The 17,327-nt window shown below is 76.0% G+C and carries 13 protein-coding genes; 5 read left to right on the plus strand and 8 right to left on the minus strand.

Annotated features, from left to right (window positions below):
* Positions 1 to 2,237, minus strand: a 2,237-nt coding sequence (locus ACVCAH_RS02335; protein ID WP_447134372.1) for an FtsX-like permease family protein, incomplete at its 3' end; no start/stop codon positions are given.
* A gap of 74 nt (positions 2,238 to 2,311) precedes the next feature.
* Here ACVCAH_RS02335 and ACVCAH_RS02340 point away from each other — a divergent pair.
* Positions 2,312 to 2,917: a PadR family transcriptional regulator gene (locus ACVCAH_RS02340; protein WP_447134373.1), complete on the plus strand. Its 606-nt coding sequence runs from the start codon at positions 2,312 to 2,314 to the stop codon at positions 2,915 to 2,917.
* 67 nt (positions 2,918 to 2,984) lie between these two features.
* On the opposite strand, the gene ACVCAH_RS02345 is transcribed toward ACVCAH_RS02340, so the two are convergent.
* From ACVCAH_RS02345 to ACVCAH_RS02365, 5 genes are all read right to left on the minus strand, one after another.
* A complete protein-coding gene (locus tag ACVCAH_RS02345) occupies positions 2,985 to 5,822 on the minus strand; it encodes an FtsX-like permease family protein (RefSeq protein WP_447134374.1) in 2,838 nt (945 codons plus the stop codon).
* A 93-nt stretch (positions 5,823 to 5,915) separates the two neighbouring features.
* Positions 5,916 to 7,025, minus strand: a complete 1,110-nt coding sequence (locus ACVCAH_RS02350) for a threonine aldolase family protein (protein WP_447134375.1) — start codon at positions 7,023 to 7,025, stop codon at positions 5,916 to 5,918.
* A complete protein-coding gene (locus ACVCAH_RS02355; RefSeq protein ID WP_447134376.1) occupies positions 7,022 to 8,218 on the minus strand; it encodes a pyridoxal phosphate-dependent aminotransferase in 1,197 nt (398 codons plus the stop codon). The genes ACVCAH_RS02350 and ACVCAH_RS02355 overlap by 4 nt, the downstream gene beginning before the upstream one ends.
* Positions 8,219 to 8,261: 43 nt before the next feature.
* A complete protein-coding gene (locus ACVCAH_RS02360; RefSeq protein WP_447134377.1) occupies positions 8,262 to 9,062 on the minus strand; it encodes an MmpS family transport accessory protein in 801 nt (266 codons plus the stop codon).
* A 115-nt stretch (positions 9,063 to 9,177) separates the two neighbouring features.
* Complete coding sequence (locus ACVCAH_RS02365; RefSeq protein ID WP_447134378.1) at positions 9,178 to 9,876, minus strand: MmpS family transport accessory protein; 699 nt, start codon at positions 9,874 to 9,876, stop codon at positions 9,178 to 9,180.
* 235 nt (positions 9,877 to 10,111) lie between these two features.
* Here ACVCAH_RS02365 and glmS point away from each other — a divergent pair, with 235 nt between their 5' ends.
* Positions 10,112 to 12,025, plus strand: coding sequence for a glutamine--fructose-6-phosphate transaminase (isomerizing) (gene glmS / locus ACVCAH_RS02370; protein ID WP_447134379.1), 1,914 nt, complete (start codon positions 10,112 to 10,114; stop codon positions 12,023 to 12,025).
* 167 nt (positions 12,026 to 12,192) lie between these two features.
* Here glmS and ACVCAH_RS02375 read toward each other — a convergent pair whose 3' ends face one another.
* Both ACVCAH_RS02375 and ACVCAH_RS02380 read right to left on the minus strand, forming a co-directional pair.
* Positions 12,193 to 13,812: an alpha/beta hydrolase gene (locus tag ACVCAH_RS02375; protein ID WP_447134380.1), complete on the minus strand. Its 1,620-nt coding sequence runs from the start codon at positions 13,810 to 13,812 to the stop codon at positions 12,193 to 12,195.
* Positions 13,809 to 14,132 carry a hypothetical protein gene (locus ACVCAH_RS02380; protein ID WP_447134381.1) on the minus strand — a complete coding sequence of 108 codons (324 nt, stop codon included), beginning with the start codon at positions 14,130 to 14,132 and terminating at the stop codon, positions 13,809 to 13,811. Before ACVCAH_RS02380 ends, ACVCAH_RS02375 begins: the two co-directional genes overlap by 4 nt.
* Before the next feature lie 147 nt (positions 14,133 to 14,279).
* Between ACVCAH_RS02380 and ACVCAH_RS02385 the strand changes: the two genes are divergently transcribed.
* Genes ACVCAH_RS02385 through alr form a run of 3 tightly spaced genes read left to right on the plus strand, consistent with a single transcriptional unit; the run spans position 14,280 to position 17,324 of the window.
* Positions 14,280 to 14,648 carry a holo-ACP synthase gene (locus tag ACVCAH_RS02385; protein ID WP_447134382.1) on the plus strand — a complete coding sequence of 123 codons (369 nt, stop codon included), beginning with the start codon at positions 14,280 to 14,282 and terminating at the stop codon, positions 14,646 to 14,648.
* 39 nt (positions 14,649 to 14,687) lie between these two features.
* Positions 14,688 to 16,157 carry an NAD(P)H-hydrate dehydratase gene (locus ACVCAH_RS02390; protein WP_447134383.1) on the plus strand — a complete coding sequence of 490 codons (1,470 nt, stop codon included), beginning with the start codon at positions 14,688 to 14,690 and terminating at the stop codon, positions 16,155 to 16,157.
* A gap of 48 nt (positions 16,158 to 16,205) precedes the next feature.
* The gene (gene alr / locus ACVCAH_RS02395; protein ID WP_447134384.1) at positions 16,206 to 17,324 is read left to right on the plus strand and encodes an alanine racemase; all 1,119 of its coding nucleotides are present in this window, start codon (positions 16,206 to 16,208) and stop codon (positions 17,322 to 17,324) included.
* Positions 17,325 to 17,327: the final 3 nt, after the last annotated feature.

Genomic DNA, 17,327 nt, shown 5'->3' on the forward strand with positions numbered 1-17,327 from the left:
GCGGCGGCCGGGTGGGCGCGTGCGGCCCGCAGCGCCGGCGCCAGGCCGGCGACCAGCGCGAGCAGCAGCGCCACCGGTACGGCGAGCGCGGCCCGCCGCCAGTCGACGTCGATGCCGAGCACGGCGCCGAGCGGCACGGCGAGCCCGAGCGACAGCAACCCCGCGGCGAACCCGAGTGCGGCGACCTCGCCGAGGATGAGCGCGGCGATCCGCCGGGCCGGCCAGCCGAGGCAGGCGAGCACCGCCAGTTCGGGGCGGCGGTTCCGGACGGCGGCGGAGACGGCGTTGCCGAGGAAGAGCACGCAGACCACCAGCACCAGCAGGAAGAGCACCGCGCTCTTGCGGTCCACCGCCTGGACGATGGTGGAGGCGACGCCGAGCGCCGACCAGTTCTCGGTCAGCCGCAGGTCCGGGCGGCCGAACGCGCCGGCCGGCAACTCCACGGTCTGCGGTGCGGGGGAGGAGCCCAGGGTGATGTCGACGTCCAGGCCGGTCACCCGGTTGATCTGCTCGGCGATCAGCCGGACCCGCTCGGCGGAGCGCTCGCTGTAGCCCGCCACGTCGGCGACCCGGACGCGGATGGCGCTGATCGGTGCCTTGACCTGCGGGCCGGTGCTCCCCTCCAGGAGCTTCGGCACGCTGCCGAGGTTGGTGAGCAGCAAGGGTGGCGCGGAGAGGTAGCCGGCCGGGTTGCCGCTCGGCTCCAGCGGCTGCCCGCCCAGCGCGGCGCGGCTACGGTCGTCGGCGCCCTCGGCGCGCGGCGGCTCGTACGTCTCCAGCGGGACCGCGCCCAGGTCACTGAAGCCGGCCAGCTTCTCCGGGTCGAAGACCCCGACGGCCTGCCACTGGTGGTACTGCGTGGCCGCGCCACCTTCGCTCCGTGGGAGGGCCCGGACCGGTCGGAAGCCGGTGTCCTCGGCCAGCCAGGGCCGGGGCAGGAAGTTGTGGGTGAACTGGGTGCCGTACACCTCGGGGTCGGCGGGCGGCACCGGGCCGGCGCGCAGGGTCGCGTCGGGCAGCTCGCGGTATTCCGCCGGCCCCGCCTGGATCACCCGTTGGAGCTGGCCGCGGCAGCAGGCGTCGCCGTCGATTCCCTTCACCAGCTGGGCGCGGTAGGCGTCGCCCGCCTCGACCTCGGCGGACCCGGCCGGGATCCCGGCGGCCCGGCCCAGGGTCCGCTCCAGCTCGACGGCCGGCACCGAAGCCGGCCGGGCCGTGGGCAGCCGGGTGAACCGGGCGCGCACCGTGCTGTCGATGAAGGGACGGCTGGTGACGAGCGCCGGTGCGGTGCGGGTGACCTGGCTGCCGCCGCGCCGCTCCACCACCGGCTCGTCGGCGTGGACGGACCGCCCGCTGACCACTGCGGCGTCCAGCCCCACCAGCCGGTTCTCGGCGACGGGGTCGATGGCGGCGATCAGCAACGGCACGGTCAGCTGGTAGGTCAACACCAGTCGGTCAGCGGTGGCGGGACCGGTGCCCGGGGTGAGTACGCCGTTGGCCGCCTCGAACCGGCCGTCCGGCAACAGCCGCACCGAGTCGAGGCTCCACAGCTCCCGCTCGGAGAGGGTGGCCGGGTTGCCCTGCAGGGCGCCGAACTGCGGATCGCAGATCGGCCGGCTACCTCCGTCGGGGAGCACCTCCCGGGGGACGGGTCCGCACACGATGTCCCACGGGTACGACCGGCCGTCGGAGTATGGCGTCCCCCGCTCGGACAACTCGGCGTCGAAGCGGGGATAGATCAGCGGGTGGCGGGTGACGTACACGTAGCGCGGCTTGGCCGGTGCCGTGGAGAGGCCGCGTTCGGCCACGAAGGTCGGGTCGACGCGGATCACCTGTCGATCCAGGCTCCGGTCGACGGCGTCGGTGACGTCGAACGCCATGGGCACCGGCGCGGTGGAGTGGCCCAGCATGGCGATGGGCGCGGCCACGTCGACGCCGGCCACCGCCTTGACCTGCTCGTACTGGGCGGTGGTGATGCCGCCGAAGAGGCCGGAGAGATAGTTGGGGCGGACCAGCCGCCGCTCGACCTCCAGCGGCGTGCGCGTCCCCTTGGGACGGACCAGGATGTCGTACGCCGCCCGGGTGTTGCGCTCGACGGTGCCGGTGACGTCCAGTCGAGAGGTGGTGGTGGCCCCGGTCAGGACGACGAACCCGGTGGTCGCCACCAGTACGCCGACCAGCAGGGCCACCGACCGCCCCGCACGGCCACGAAGCTGCCTCCAGACGAAGCTGAGCATGTCGCGCCTCCCCGTGTGCTGCCCACACTCTGCGCGATACATTGTGACAATGCAAGACCCGACCCGGAGGTGACATGGCGATTCAGCACGCCGTCCTGGCCCTGCTCGCCCACGGCCCCAGCCACGGCTACCAGCTCAAGGGCGCGTTCGAGGCCGCCGTCGGCCCGCAGTGGGGGCCACTGAACATCGGCCACCTCTACCAGATCCTGGACCGGCTCTCCCGGGACGGCCTGGTCGTCTCGGCGCGGGAGCCGCAGCCGGTCAAGCCCGACCGGGTGGTCTACGAGATCACCCCCGAGGGCCGGGTCGAGCTGGAGCGCTGGCTCGCCGAGCCGAGCCCGCGCAGCGGCGGGTTCCGGGACGACTTCTTCCTGAAGGTCACCGCCGCCGCCCGCACCGGCTCGCCGGACACCGTGCGATCCGTCCTCACCAACCAGCGCGGGCACCTGATGCGGGAGCTGCGCAACCTGGACGGGCTGCGGCGCCGCGCGGCTGACCCGGTGGTCGGGCTGCTGCTCTCGGCCGCCAGCCGGCACGTCGAGGCCGACCTCGCCTTCGTCGACGACGCCGAGTCGGCGCTGCTCGCCGACGGTGGCGCGACGCTCGCCGCGCTGGCGCTCGACCGCCCGGTATCCGCGGCCCCGGACGAGGGCACGGGCCCGAGCCGGGCGGCCGGCTGACGACGGACCCGATCCGCCTGTCAGGCCAGCGCGACCGCCGAGCCGGCGGTGCCGTCGCCCATCGGTGTCACTCCTCTGCCAGTAGTCGTGCCGTGGGTAGGCGGTGTAGCAGCGTGGCGGGTGCCAGCGCCGCGGCGGCGGTGAGCAGCACGCCGGTTGCGGCGGTGAGCCCGGCGACCAGCACCAGCGCGCCCGGGACGTCGCCGACCAGCCAGGCCGCGCCGGCCGTGCCGAGTCCGGCGCCGGTGAATGCCCCGAGTGTGCCGAGGAGCAGTCCTTCGTAGCCGATGAGCCGGCCGAGTTCGGGGTCGGTCCAGCCGGTGGCGCGCAGGGCGGCCAGTTCGGTCGCCCGGTCGCGGATGTTGAGGTAGAGCACGTCGGCGACGGCGGCGGCGCCGAGCAGCACGGTCGCGGTGGCGGCGAGGGCGTCGGCGCCGCGGACGGTCAGTGCGACGGTGTCGCCGAGCAGGTTGCCGACGATCGCGCCGTGGAAGGCGTAGCTGATGGCGGCCACGATGGTGAGTGCCGCCACTCCGATGGCCAGGGCGCCGGCGCCGAGCAGGGTGCGTCCGGGAGTGCGGATCAGGTTGACCAGGGCCAGCCCGAGCAGGGTGCGCGGCCGGCGTATCCAGTGGGCGGTGGCGACCTGTGGGCGCAGGGCGGCGGCCGGGTGGGCGCGTGCGGCCCGCAGCGCCGGCGCCAGGCCGGCGACCAGCGCGAGCAGCAGCGCCACCGGTACGGCGAGCGCGGCCCGCCGCCAGTCGACGTCGATGCCGAGCACGGCGCCGAGCGGCACGGCGAGCCCGAGCGACAGCAACCCGGCTACCAGGCCGAGCACCGCGACCTCGCCCAGGATCAGTGCCCCGATCCTGCGGGCCGGCCAGCCGAGGCACGCGAGCACCGCCAGTTCGGGGCGGCGGTCCCGGACGGCGGCGGAGACGGCGTTGCCGAGGAAGAGCACGCAGACCACCAGCACGAGGGCGAACAGCGCCGCGCTCTTGCGGTCTAACGCCTGGACGATGGTGGAAGCCACCCCGAGCGCCGACCAGTTCTCGGTCAGCCGCAGCTCGGGCCGCCCGAACTCGCCTGCGGGCAGCGTGACGGTCTGCGGGGCCGGGGAGGAACCCAGGGTGATGTCGACGTCCAGGCCGGTCAGCCGGTTGATCTGCTCGGCGATCAGCCGGACCCGCTCGGCGGAGCGCTCGCTGTAGCCGTCCACCCCGGCGACCCGGACCCGGATCGCGCTGATCGGCGCGTCGCGCTGCGGACCCGCCCGTTCCAGCAGTTTCGGGACGCTGTCCAGAGTGGTCAGGACCAACGGCGGGGCCGACAGGTAGCCCGCCGGGTTGCCACTGGGCAGCAGCGGTTCGCCACCGAGTGCGGCGCGGCTGCGGTCGTCCGCCCCCTCGGCGGTCGGCGGCTCGTACGTCTCCAGCGGCACCTTGCTGAGCTCGCCGAAGCCGGTCAGCCGGTCCGGATCGAACACGCCCACCGCCCGCCAGTCGTGGAGGGCTTCGTCGCTGGGGATGACCAGCCGGCCCACCCGGCGGGAGCCGGTGTCGTCGCTGAGCCAGGGCCGGGGCAGCAGGTTGATCTCCGTCCGGTCGCCGAAGACCGCCGGGTCGGGCGGTGACACGCGGGCGATGCGCAGGGTGCCGTCCGCCCCGCGTTCGTAGTCCACCGGGCCCGGCTGGGCGAGCACCTGGAGTTGGCCTCGGCAGCAGCTGTCGAAGGCGTCGTCACCGAGGCCGCTGGCGAGCATGCCCCGGTAGCTCTCCGCGAGGTCGACCTCGGCACTGCCGACCGGGGTCCCCTCGGCCCGCCGCAACGCCTCGTCCAACGCCTCGGGCGGCAGCCCTGCCGGGCGGGCCGTCGGCAGCCGGGTGAGACGGGCGCGCACCGCACCGTCCAGATAGGGCCGGCTCGGGATCAGCGCCGGGACGCTCCGGTCGGGGACGAAGCCCGGAATCGAGGTGTCGGTGAGTGTGTCCGTCGCGTTCAGTGGGCGGCCGTCGACCACCGCGTCGGCGAGGCCGACCAGGCGCTGCTCGGCGTCGGGGTCCACGGCGGCGATCAGGAACGGTACGGTCAGCGTTTCCTCCAGCACCAGCCGGCTGATCGCGGTGGGGCCGGGATCCACGGCGCCGACGGGCGCGCCGAGCGCGCGGTGGGTTACCTCGAAGCGGCCGTCGGGCAGCAGGCGGGCGGCGAGCACCCGCCAGATCCCGCGCTCCGACCAACCGGGGTTGCCCTCGACGGGGGCGCTCTGCGGGTCGCAGACCGGCCGGCTGCTCCCGTCCGGCTGGACCTCGCGGGGGACCGCCCCGCACTGGTCGGACCACGAGTAGACGCGGCCGTCGGTGTACCGGGCGGAGTCGACCGTGTCCGGCTCGATGACCGGATAGATCAGCTGGTGCCGGGTGACGTACACGTACGTGGGCCTGCCCGGGGCGGTGGAGAGGCCACGCTCGGCGACGTACGTCCGGTCGATCCGGATCACCTGGCGGTCCAGGGAGCGGTCGACGGCGTCGGTGAGGTCGACCGACATCGGCACGCGCGACGTCGAGTGACCGAGCATCGCGATCGGGGCGGCCACATCCACCCCGGCGACGGCCTGCACCCGCTCGTACTGCTCCAGGGTGATGCCGCCGTAGATGCCGGAGAGATAGTTCGGGCGGACCAGCCGGTGCTCGGCCTCCAGCGCGGTACGCGCCCCCGCGGGGCGGACGAGGATGTCGTACGCGGACCGGGTCCCACGCTCGACGGCGCCGGTCACCTCCAGCCGGGAGGTGGTGGTGGCTCCGGTGAGGACGACAAACCCGGTGGTGGCCACCAGTACGCCGACCAGCAGCGCCACCGACCGGCCGGCACGGCCACGAAGTTGCCGCCAGACCATTCGGAACATGTCGCGCCTCCCCGGGTGCTGCAGCACACTCTGCGCGATACATTGCGACAATGCAAGGCACGGCCGAGGGTCCGGCCGGCGGCCCGCGGGCGGTCAGTCCACCGGCAGCCGGCGCAGGAAACGCTCGCCCAACGCGGTCACCTGGCCCGCGTCCAGCTCCGTCGCCGGGCCGGCGACGGTCACCTCGGCCGTGGCCACGCCGGGCACCTCGGTGTCCCGCCAGCCGGCCACGAACCAGGCCTTCTCCTCCTCGGCGAGGGCGAGGTTGGCGTCGTTCAGGGCGTCCGCCGGGTGCGGCAGCCAGAGCCGGAACTGGTGGGTGTGCGGCGGCGCCGGGAACACCCGCGCGCCGGGCAGGCCGGCCAGGGCGGCGGCCACCGTGCGGGCGTGCGCCACGTAACCGGCCAGCCGGGGCAGCTCGTGGGTCAGGCCGGCGAGCGCGGACAGGGCGGCCGGCCACTGCTGGAACAGCGTGCCGCCGTGCCGGTGCCGCCAGGCCCGCGCGTACCGGACCAGCTCCGCCGAGCCGGCCAGGGCGGCGCCGGAGTGGCCACCGAGCGACTTGTAGAAGGAGACGTAGGTGCTGTCGGCGAGGCCGGCGATCTCGGCCAGCGAGTGCCCGAAGTGGGTGGTGGACTCCCAGAGCCGGGCGCCGTCCAGGTGCACCCGGGCGCCCCGGGCCCGGGCCGCGTCGACCACCGCGACCAGCTCGTCCCAGGACGGCAGGACGAAGCCGGCGTCCCGCAGCGGCAGTTCCAGCAGCAGGGTCCCGATCGGCTCGTCCAGCGCCGCCACCTCGTCGGCGGTCGGATTGCGCGGGGCGTCGGTGGTGCGCACCGCGCGCAGCCCGCCGAGCACCGCGTACGCGTCCCGCTCGTGCAGCACGGGATGGCTCAGCGGGTGCAGGCCGATCGCCGAGCGGCCGGACAGCTCCGCGCCGTACCGCATCGCGACCTGCTGGGCCATCGTGCCGGTCGGGAAGAAGGCGGCGGCCTCCGCGCCGAGCAGTTCGGCGACCCGGCTCTCCAGCTCCGCCACCGCGCCGCCCTCGCCGTAGCAGTCCGGCAGCGCGTCGTCGCCGGTCATCGTGCGCAACGTGGCGAGCTGCTCCGCGACCGATTCCGGTCGTACGCCGGAGAGGACCGTGTCGCACCCGCGCAACGCCGTCAGCCGGCGCACCCGTTGGGCGTACGCGTCGGTCATCGGGTGCCCGCCAGGCGGCGTAGCCGGGTGACCGCCTCGGTCAGCACCTCGGGGCGCTTGCAGAAGGCGAACCGGACCAGCCGGCGGCCCGCCTCGGGGTCGTCGTAGAAGACCTGGGTCGGTACGCCGACCACCCCGCACCGCTCGGGCAGCGACCGGCAGAACTCCACCCCGTCCCGGCCGCCGAGGGCGGTGACGTCGGCGGTGACGAAGTACGTCCCCTCCGGCGTGAGCACCTCGAACCCGGCGTCGGCCAGCCCGCCGACCAGTTGGTCCCGGCGGGCCTGCAACCCGGCCCGGAACCCGGTGAAGTAGTCGTCCGGCAGGGCCAGCGCCACCGCGACCGCCGGCTGCAGCGGTGCCGCGTTGACGAAGGTGAGGAATTGCTTCACCCGCAGCACGGTGGAGACCAGCGCGGGCGGGCCGCTCACCCAGCCCACCTTCCAGCCGGTGCAGGAGAAGGTCTTGCCGGCCGAGGAGATGCGCAGCGTCCGCTCCCGCATCCCGGGCAGGGTGGCCAGCGGGACGTGCGGGGCGGCCGCGTCGGTGAAGACCAGGTGCTCGTAGACCTCGTCGGTCACCGCGGACGCGCCGTGCTCCTGGCACAGCTCGGCGACCAGGGCCAGCTCGGCCGGGGTGAAGACCTTGCCGGTCGGGTTGTGCGGCGAGTTCAGCAGCACCAGCCGGGTGCGCGGGCCGAACGCGGCGCGCAGCGCGGCCGGGTCGAAGGCGTACCGGCCGTCCGCGCCGGGGCGCAGCGTGACCGGCCGCCGGACCGCGCCGGCCAGGGCGATCGACGCGGCGTACGAGTCGTAGTAGGGCTCGAAGCAGACCACCTCGTCGCCCGGCTCGCAGAGACCGAGGATCGCCGCGGCGATCGCCTCGGTGGCGCCCGCGGTCACCACGATCTCGCCGTCCGGGTCGTACTCCAGCCCCCAGAACCGGCGCTGGTGCGCGGCCACCGCGGCGCGCAGCGCCGGGACGCCCGGGCCCGGCGGGTACTGGTTCTGCCCGGCGCGCAGCGCCTCCGCGGCGGCGGCGAGCATCTCCGGCGGGCCGTCGGTGTCCGGGAAGCCCTGCCCGAGGTTGACCGCGCCGGTGCGGACGGCCAGGGCGGACATCTCGGCGAAGATGGTCGTCCCGAACGGGCGCATCCGCGCCACCAGCGGGTCGACATCGGCGGTGGTCGTCACGCCCGCCAGCCTACGGGCCCCCGGCGCGGCCTCAACCCCCCGCTCAGCCGGTGCAGTTCACCCCCCACGCGCGGTCGTCCGTCGCGACGGTGCGCCCGTCGACGGTGATCCGGCAGCTGATCGGATCCTGCCGGCCGTGGTTCGCCAGGACCATCACCCGCTCGGCGTCGTGCATCCGCAGGCTCCGGCGCCACGGCAGCGTGACCTGCTCGACCTGGATGAAGGCGCCGTTGGCGTCGTAGTACTCCAGGTCCGCGGGGCCGCGCCCGGTCACCTCGTACACCACGGTGACCTCGCCCGGCCCGTCGGACGGGGTCAGCGCCGGTCGCACCGTCGGGCGTGCCTGCGTCGGCCAGACCTGCGGCTCCTCCTCCTCGTAGTCGTAGTACGGGTCGTAGGACTCCTCGGCGTACGGGTCGTCCGGGTAGGGCGCGTCGGCGCTGTAGATGAGGCCGGCGATGCCGAGGCAGGCGCAGAGCCCGAACGCGAGGACGGTCACCACGGCGACGACGACGCCGACCACCGCCGACCGGTTGCCCTGCCGGGCCGGGGCCGTCGGCCCGTACGGCGTCGGGTAGCCGGGCGGCAGGTGACCCGGCGGGTACCAGGCCGGCCCCGGAGCACCGGCCGGCGGCGGGAAGCCCGGCGGTGCGGCGGCGGGGCCCGGCGCGCCGGGTGGCGTCCACGGGGCGGGCGCCACCCACGGCTGGGGCGGCGGCGTCGCGTCCGGCGGGGTCCAGGACGGCGGCGATGCCGGCTCGGGCGTCGCCGGCGGGCCCGACGGGTCGGGTGCGGCCGGTCCGGTCGGCGGGGTCGGGTCGGGGGGTGGCGGGGCCTCGGACATCGGTCTGCTCCGGTGGGGCGGTTGGGGCGTCCGCGACGGGGTGGCGGCGTACCGGCGCTCCGGGCCGGCGGCTCAATGTACGCGGACGGCTGCCGCGGCGCGCCGGCTCAGACCCCTACGCCGCGCCGAAGCAGCTGGCCCGCCACGCGCCGCGGCCGGCCGTCTCGGTCGTCCGCGCGCCGCCGTCCACGGTGACCGAGCAGGAGACCGACCACATCGCGTCGTCGGGCTTGCTTGCCTGCACCATCACCAGGTCGAGCCGGTCCGTACGGACGCTCGCGCGCCACGGCAGCCGGACCGCGTCCAGCCAGATCGGCGCACCGTTGGCGTCGTGGTAGAGGATGTCGGCCGCGCCCTGCCCGGTCACCTCGTAGACGACGCTGATCCGGCCGGGGCCGTCGGACGGGGTGGCCGCGGGGCGGGCCGCCGGGCTCTCCCGCGGCGACGGGGAGGTCTCCGGACGCTCCGCGCCACCGACCTCGGTCCCCGGGTCGGCGACCGCCGGCTCGGCCCCGGGCCGGTCGTCGGGGCGGAGCAGCTCGTAGCCGCCGAACCCGACGCCGGCGGCGAGGACGAGCACCCCGGCGAGCACCGCGCCCACCAGTCCGCGCCGTCGGCGACCCGGGGAGCGGGCGCCGCCGGGCGGGCCCTCGGTCACGGGGTGCGGAGCCGACGGTGGGGCGTACCGCGGGGTGGCGGGGAGCCACGGGTGCGGCTGCGCCGGCTCGGGCCGCGGGTCGAGCGGGGCCCAGGGGTGCGGGTCGGCCGCCGGGCGCGGGGTCGGCGAATCGGTCGGCGGGGTCGTCTCGGACAACGGTCGCTCCAGGTGCCGGGTCAGCTGCGCGGCCGGCGGGCTCGGGGGAACGCCGGCCGGGCGAGCCTGTCGTACCCCCGTCGGGGTCCGCAACTCGGGTCCCCGCGCCGGTCGACCCCGGGTTGGGGCGTTTGCCCGATTGGTCCCCGACTCCGACTTGATCGCTCAAGTTCAGTGATCGTTTACCCGGCTTTCGAGCACACCTGGTGAGCGAAACTGGGTTAGGCTGCCACTCATGTGTGGAATCGTGGGGTACGCCGGCTCGCGTCCGGCGCTGGGCATCGTGCTGGACGGACTGCGGCGGCTGGAATACCGCGGCTACGACTCGGCCGGGGTGGCCATCGTCTGCGACGGTGAGCTGCTGACCGAGAAGAAGGCCGGCAAGCTGGCCAACCTGGAGAAGGTCCTCTCCGAGCGGGCGGCCGACGACCCGACGTCCTGCGGCGCAAGCCCGATCGGGATCGGCGACGGCACCACCGGCATCGGGCACACCCGCTGGGCCACCCACGGCGGCCCCACCGACCGCAACGCCCACCCGCACCTGGCCCCCGACGGCCGGGTCGCGGTCATCCACAACGGCATCATCGAGAACTTCGCGAAGCTCCGCGCCGAGCTGGAGGCCGACGGCGTCCAGTTCACCAGCGACACCGACACCGAGTGCGCGGCGCATCTGCTCTCCGCCGCGCTGGCCGACCTGCGCGCCGCCGGCCAGCCGGAGGGGCCGCAGCTGCTCGCCGCCGGCATGCGGGTGGTCTGCCAGCGGCTGGAGGGGGCGTTCACCCTGCTCGCCGTCGACGCCGGGGTGCCCGGCGCGGTGGTCGGCGCCCGGCGCAACTCGCCGCTGGTCGTCGGCCGGGGTGACGGGGAGAACTACCTCGCCAGCGACGTCGCCGCGTTCATCGAGCACACCCGGGACGCGGTGGAGCTCGGCCAGGACCAGATCGTCCTGATCACCGGCGACACCATCGAGATCACCGACTTCGCCGGCCAGCCCGCCACCGGCAAGGACTTCCACATCGACTGGGACTCCTCGGCCGCGGAGAAGGGCGGCTACGACTGGTTCATGCTCAAGGAGATCGAGGAGCAGCCGCAGGCCATCGCCGACACGCTGCTCGGCCGGCTCACCGAGACCGGTGAGATCGCGCTCGACGAGGTCCGCCTCAGCGACCAGGATCTGCGCGACGTCGACAAGATCTTCATCGTGGCCTGCGGCACGGCCTACCACTCCGGCCTGGTCGCCAAGTACGCCATCGAGCACTGGACCCGGATCCCCTGCGAGGTGGAGCTGGCCAGCGAGTTCCGCTATCGCGACCCGGTCCTCGACCGGTCCACGCTGATCGTGGTGATCTCGCAGTCCGGCGAGACGATGGACACCCTGATGGCGCTGCGGCACGCCAAGGAGCAGAAGGCCCGGGTGCTGGCCATCTGCAACACCAACGGCTCCACCATCCCCCGCGAGTCCGACGCCGTCCTCTACACCCACGGCGGGCCGGAGATCGCGGTCGCCTCCACCAAGGCGTTCCTCACCCAGCTGGTCGCCTGCTACCTGATCGGCCTGCACCTGGCCCAGGTGCGCGGGATCAAGTTCGCCGACGAGGTGGCCGCGGTGGTCGCCCAGCTCCAGGAGGTGCCCGGCAAACTGCGTGACCTGCTGGACCGGATCGAGCCCGTCCGCGAGCTGGCCCGGGGGCTGAAGAGCGAGCCGACCGTGCTCTTCATCGGTCGGCACGTCGGCTACCCGGTGGCCCTCGAGGGCGCGCTCAAGCTCAAGGAGCTGGCGTACATGCACGCCGAGGGCTTCGCCGCGGGCGAGCTGAAGCACGGCCCGATCGCGCTGATCGACAAGGGCACCCCGGTGGTCTGCGTGGTGCCCTCGCCGGCCGGCCGGGGCGTACTGCACGACAAGGTCGTCTCCAACATCCAGGAGGTCCGTGCCCGGGGGGCCCGCACGATCGTGATCGCGGAGGAGGGTGACGAGGCCGTCGTCCGCTACGCCGACCACCTGATCTACGTGCCGCGCACGCCGACGCTGCTCGCGCCGCTGCTCACCACCGTGCCGTTGCAGGTGCTGGCGGCTGAGATCGCCGCCGCCCGCGGGCACGACGTCGACCAGCCGCGCAACCTGGCGAAGTCCGTCACCGTCGAGTAGGCGGTAACCCGGTCATCCGGCCCCGGTCCGTCGCGTCGGCGGCGACCGGGGCCGGCCCGTTCCAGCGCCAGCCGGTCGGCCGCCCGGGATGACCGGGCCGTTCCACCCGGGGCCGTTCGGCCGCGCCGGAGGAGCGGGCCGGGCGGCGGCTTCGGCGGGGCGTAGCCTCACCGACCCAGCACGATCCGGGCCATGCCGTCCAGCGCCGGGTTGTCGGCCGCCCAGTAGCCGGTGTGGCCGTGCCGGCCGCTCGGGAACGTCCGCGCGCCGAAGCCCGGGTCGGTGGGGTCGCGGCCAAACCACAGCTCGTGGCCGCCGGCCAGCCCCAGCGTCGCGCCGAGCGGTGCCGCGCCGACCAACCCGCGCCGGGCCAGCTCGTCCGGCGGGCGGGCCAGCCGGATCACGTCGTCCGCCGCGGTGCTCGCCCAGACCTGGCCGGCCGGCAGGCCCAGATCGGCGGCGTGCGCCACGCCGACCCCGGGGGAGCCCACGAAGACCAGCGCGTCGGCGGCCAGACCGTGTTCCCGGGCGGCGTTGCCCACCACCAGCGAGCCGTAGCTGTGCCCCAGCACGGTCTGCCGGGCCGGCGGCCCCTCATGGGTGGCCCGCAGCCCCTCCTGGAACCAGTGCAGCGCCGGCCCGGCGTCCCGGGCCTGCCCCGGCCACACCGCCTCGTGCAGGAAGTCGGGGGCGTCGTAGTCCAGCCAGAGCACCGCCGCGGTCTCCTCGGCCGGGTCGAGGGCGGTGCAGCGGGCCAGCACCCGGGCCGCCCGGTCCAGCTCGCCCGGGGCGTCGTCGAGGCCCGCGGTCATCCCCGGCACGTACGTCAACACCCGGCTCGACCGGTCCGGGTTGCCCAGCGCGACCACCGCCCGGCCCTCGCCGGCCGGGTCCAGCCCGAGCAGGTAGGCCCGGGGCGGCCCGGGCGCCGCCAGCCGGGCCTCGAGCGCGCCGAGCCCGGCCAGCGCCGCCCCGACCCGGAGCAACCCGGCCACCTCGAGCGGCCCGCGCGGCACCCGGCCGAGCAGCCGCGACCGCTCGGCGAGCAGTTCCTCGCGCCGGCCCCCGAGCAACAGCCGGTTGGCCTGGTCGCGAGCCGCGACCGGCACGCCGTCGAGGCGGCCGACCAGGCCCGGCTCGTGCGCCACCAGCCACCGGCGCTGGGCCGGGCTGAGCCCCGCCCACCAGGCGCGGACCAGCGCCGGGTCGCCACCCGCCGCGGGCCGGCCGGGCGGCGGCGCCGCCGCCCAGCCCGTCCCGGCCGCGGCGGCGAGCTCGTCCAGCCGGGTCGCGGCATCCCGGTCGGCCGCGCCGGCGAGGTCGAGAGCACCGCGGATGGCCGCGGCCACCCGGGCGGCGGCCGGCCCGGCCCGTTCGGTCGGCGGGCGGGACGGGTCGGCACCCACCCGCCCGTGCCGGTCGACCAGCACACCGGACCCGTCGGCCAGCGCCACGGCGGCGGCCAGCCGGGCCTTCGCCGCGGCCAGCCGGGCGGCGAACTCGGCGAGCACCTGGTCGACCTCGATCAGGGCGGGGGCCAGCGTGATCAGTTCGCCCCGCAGCCCGGCCAGGCGCGCGTCGGCCGCCCCGGCGGCCCCGCCCGACCAGCCGCCCCGCAGCGTCGCCGCGGCGCCGGCCAGCTCGCCGGACCGCCGGCCCACCAGCGCGGTGAGCCCCGCCCAGGCGGTGCCGGCGGCCCGCCAGGCGACGGGATCGGCCGCCCACAGCTGGGCGTAGCCGGCGCCGCCGGTGACCGCTGCCGATCGTCCGGCCGGGGCCCGGGTCACCGCGGCACGGCGGCGAGCCGGGCGGCCGCCCGGTCGTCGGCCGCGTCGTACGCCTCGGCCGTGGCCGAGACCGCCGCCCCGGTCGCCGCCACCCGCCCGCCGAGCCGGCCGCACCAGGCGTGCACCGCCGACTCCAGCCCGGCGAGCGCACCCCCGGCCGACCAGCCCGGCGCCGGCACCAGCAGGCCCGGCACCCCGGCCAGCCCGTGCGCCAGCCGGTGGCCGTCGTCGGCGAGCCGGCCCGCGGCCTGCCGCAGCACCTCCGGTCGCACGCTGATCTCCTGGTCGCTCATCCCGGCCCCCGCCCCGAACAGGAACATCGACGGGCCGACGCTAGGCGGTGGCGGCACCCGGCCGGGTGCCCTGTGGACGGCCGGCGCCGGCTGTCCGCCGCGGCTGTCCACAGGCATTGCCCCGGACCGCGCCGGCGGCTAATCTGCCGCCTTCCGCGCCGGTAGGGTGGGCTCGTGATCGTGGCTGTCGGCATCGACGTCGTGCTGGTCGACCGGTTCGCCCGGGCCCTCGCGCGGACGCCGCTGCTCGCCGACCGGCTCTTCACCGAGGCCGAGCGGTCCACCCGCTCCGGCAACCCGCGCTCGCCCGAGTCGCTGGCCGCCCGGTTCGCCGCGAAGGAGGCGGTGGCCAAGGCGCTCGGCGCGCCGGCCGGGCTGAGCTGGCACGACTGCGAGATCGTGCCGGACCCGGACGGCCGCCCCTGGCTGACCGTCTCCGGCACCGTCGCCGCCGCGGCGACCGAGCGCGGGGTCAGCCGCTGGCACCTCTCGCTGTCCCACGACGGCGGAATCGCCTCGGCCATGGTGGTCGCGGAACGGTGATCGGGGGCGTGCCGCGCCGGCACGCCGGGACGGAGTGGCATGAGACCGGTGTGGCGGGTCGCGGACGTACGCGCGGCGGAGGCGGGACTGATGGCCACCCTGCCGCCCGGGACACTGATGCAGCGCGCCTCGACCGGGCTGGCCCGCCGCTGCGCGCTGCTGCTCGCCGACCGGGGCGGGGTGTACGCCGCGCGCGTGCTGCTGCTGGTCGGCACCGGCGACAACGGCGGCGACACGCTCTACGCGGGGGCTCAGTTGGCCCGGCGCGGCGCGGCGGTGTCCGCGCTGCTGCTGAACCCGGGTCGGGCGCACCCCGGTGGGCTGGCGGCGTTCCGGGCCGCCGGCGGCCGGCTGGTGGACCGGCCACCGGCCGTGGTCGACCTGGTGCTGGACGGGATCGTCGGGATCGGCGCCAGCGGCGGGCTCCGGGAGACCGCCGACCAGTTGGCGGCCAGCCTGGTGCGGCACTGCGGGCGGGACGGGGACCGGGCCACCGTGGTCGCCGTGGACGTGCCCAGCGGGGTTGCGGTGGACACCGGCCACGTCCCGTTGGCCGCCTCCGGCCGGCCGAACGCGGTCCGCGCCGACGTGACGGTGACCTTCGGCGCGCTGAAGCCGGCGCTGGTGGTCGGCCCGGCCGCCCCGCTCGCCGGTCAGGTTGAGCTGGTCGACATCGGGCTCGGGCCGTGGCTGCGCGGCACCCCGGCGCTGCGGGTCACCGAGTGGTCGGACGTGCTCGACTGGTGGCCCCGGCTGGGCCCGGCGTCGGAGAAGTACACCCGGGGCGTGGTCGGGGTGGCCACCGGCTCCGCGACGTACCCGGGCGCCGCGGTGCTCTCGGTCGGCGGCGCGCTGGCCGGCCCGACCGGGATGGTCCGCTACGCCGGTGGCGCCCGGGCCGAGGTGCTGCACCAGCACCCCTCGGTGATCTCCACCGGCCGGGTCGCCGACGCCGGCCGGGTGCAAGCCTGGGTCTGCGGCTCCGGACTGGGCACCGGGGAGGAGGCGGCCGGCGAGCTGCGGGCGGTGCTGGCCGCCCCGGTGCCGGTGGTGCTCGACGCGGACGCGCTCACCCTGCTGGTCGACGGGTCGCTCGCCGACCCGCTGCGCAAGCGGGACGCCCCGATCGTGGTCACCCCGCACGACCGCGAGTTCACCCGGCTCTGCGGAGAGAGCCCGGGCACCGACCGGGTCGCCGCCACGCTGCGGCTGGCCGCCTGGATGAACGCGGTGGTGCTGCTCAAGGGGGACCGCACGGTGATCGGCACGCCGGACGGGCGGGCGTACGTCAACCCGACCGGCACCCCGGTGCTGGCCACCGGGGGCACCGGCGACGTGCTGGCCGGGCTGCTCGGCTCGCTGCTCGCCGCCGGGGTGGCGGCGGACCGGGCGGCCGCGATGGCGGCGTACCTGCACGGGCTGGCCGGCCGGGAGGCGGCCCGAGGCGGCCCGGTAACCGCGTCCGACGTGGCGGCCGCGCTGCGCCCGGTGCTGGCCCGGCTCGGCTGACCGGCGGCCTCGGCCGGCGAGATCAGCCCGGAAAGTAGGCTGGGTGGCATGTGGCAGGCCGAGGTACGGGTCGACCTTGACGCGATCCGCGAGAACGTGAGCCGGCTCCGGTCCGGCACCGGCGCCGAGCTGATGGCGGTGGTCAAGGCCGACGGGTACGGCCACGGCATGGTCCCGGCCGCGCGGGCGGCGCTCGACGGCGGGGCCGACTGGCTGGGCGTCTGCACCCTGGACGAGGCGCTGGCCCTGCGGGCGGCCGGGATCACCGCCCCGGTGCTGGCCTGGCTGCTCGCCCCCGGGCTGCCGCTGCACGAGGGGGTCAGCGCCGGGGTCGACCTGGGCGCCGCCAGCCTGCCCCAGCTCGACGAGATGGTCGAGGCGAGCCGGCTGGCCGGCCGCCCGGCCCGGCTGCACCTCAAGATCGACACAGGGCTCTCCCGGGGCGGCGCGAGCGTCGCCGACTGGCCGGCGCTGCTCGACGCCGCCGCCAAGGCCCAGGCGGACGGCCTGGTCGAGGTGGTCGGGGTGTGGAGTCACTTCGTCTACGCCGACATGCCCGGGCATCCGACCACCGACCGGCAGCTCGCCGTCTTCCACGAGGGGCTGGGCATGGCCGAGCAGGCCGGGCTGCGTCCCCGCTACCGGCACCTGGCCAACTCGGCGGCCACGCTGACCCGGCCGGACACCCACTTCGACCTGGTCCGGCCCGGCCTGGCCGTCTACGGCCTCTCCCCGGTGGCCGGTGAGAGCTACGGGCTGCGGCCGGCGATGACCGCCCGGGCCCGGGTGATGCTCGCCAAGCGGGTCCCGGCCGGCTCCGGCGTCTCCTACGGCCACACCTACACCACGGCGCGGGAGGCCAACCTGGCCGTGGTGCCGCTCGGCTACGCCGACGGGGTGCCCCGGCACGCCTCCAACAGCGGCCCGGTGCAGCTCGGTGGCCGCCGGCGGACCATCTCCGGCCGGGTCTGCATGGACCAGTTCGTGCTCGACTGCGGCGACGACCCGGTCGCCGCCGGCGACGTGGTCACCCTCTTCGGCAGCGGCGCGGACGGTGAGCCCACCGCCGACGACTGGGCCGAGGCGGTCGGCACCATCAACTACGAGATCGTCACGCGGTTCGGCGGCACCCGGGTGCCGCGGGTCTACGACGGCGAGCGCGCGTGAGCG

The organism is Micromonospora sp. LZ34 (assembly GCF_052981855.1).

What these genes read in the sequence shown, in the direction of transcription:
- ACVCAH_RS02340 (WP_447134373.1), top strand. Translation starts at nt 2,312, where the DNA reads ATGGCGATTCAGCACGCCGTCCTGGCCCTGCTCGCCCACGGCCCCAGC.
- ACVCAH_RS02345 (WP_447134374.1), bottom strand. Translation starts at nt 5,822, where the DNA reads ATGTTCCGAATGGTCTGGCGGCAACTTCGTGGCCGTGCCGGCCGGTCG.
- ACVCAH_RS02350 (WP_447134375.1), bottom strand. Translation starts at nt 7,025, where the DNA reads ATGACCGACGCGTACGCCCAACGGGTGCGCCGGCTGACGGCGTTGCGC.
- ACVCAH_RS02360 (WP_447134377.1), bottom strand. Translation starts at nt 9,062, where the DNA reads ATGTCCGAGGCCCCGCCACCCCCCGACCCGACCCCGCCGACCGGACCG.
- glmS (WP_447134379.1), top strand. Translation starts at nt 10,112, where the DNA reads ATGTGTGGAATCGTGGGGTACGCCGGCTCGCGTCCGGCGCTGGGCATC.
- ACVCAH_RS02380 (WP_447134381.1), bottom strand. Translation starts at nt 14,132, where the DNA reads ATGTTCCTGTTCGGGGCGGGGGCCGGGATGAGCGACCAGGAGATCAGC.
- ACVCAH_RS02390 (WP_447134383.1), top strand. Translation starts at nt 14,688, where the DNA reads ATGAGACCGGTGTGGCGGGTCGCGGACGTACGCGCGGCGGAGGCGGGA.
- alr (WP_447134384.1), top strand. Translation starts at nt 16,206, where the DNA reads ATGTGGCAGGCCGAGGTACGGGTCGACCTTGACGCGATCCGCGAGAAC.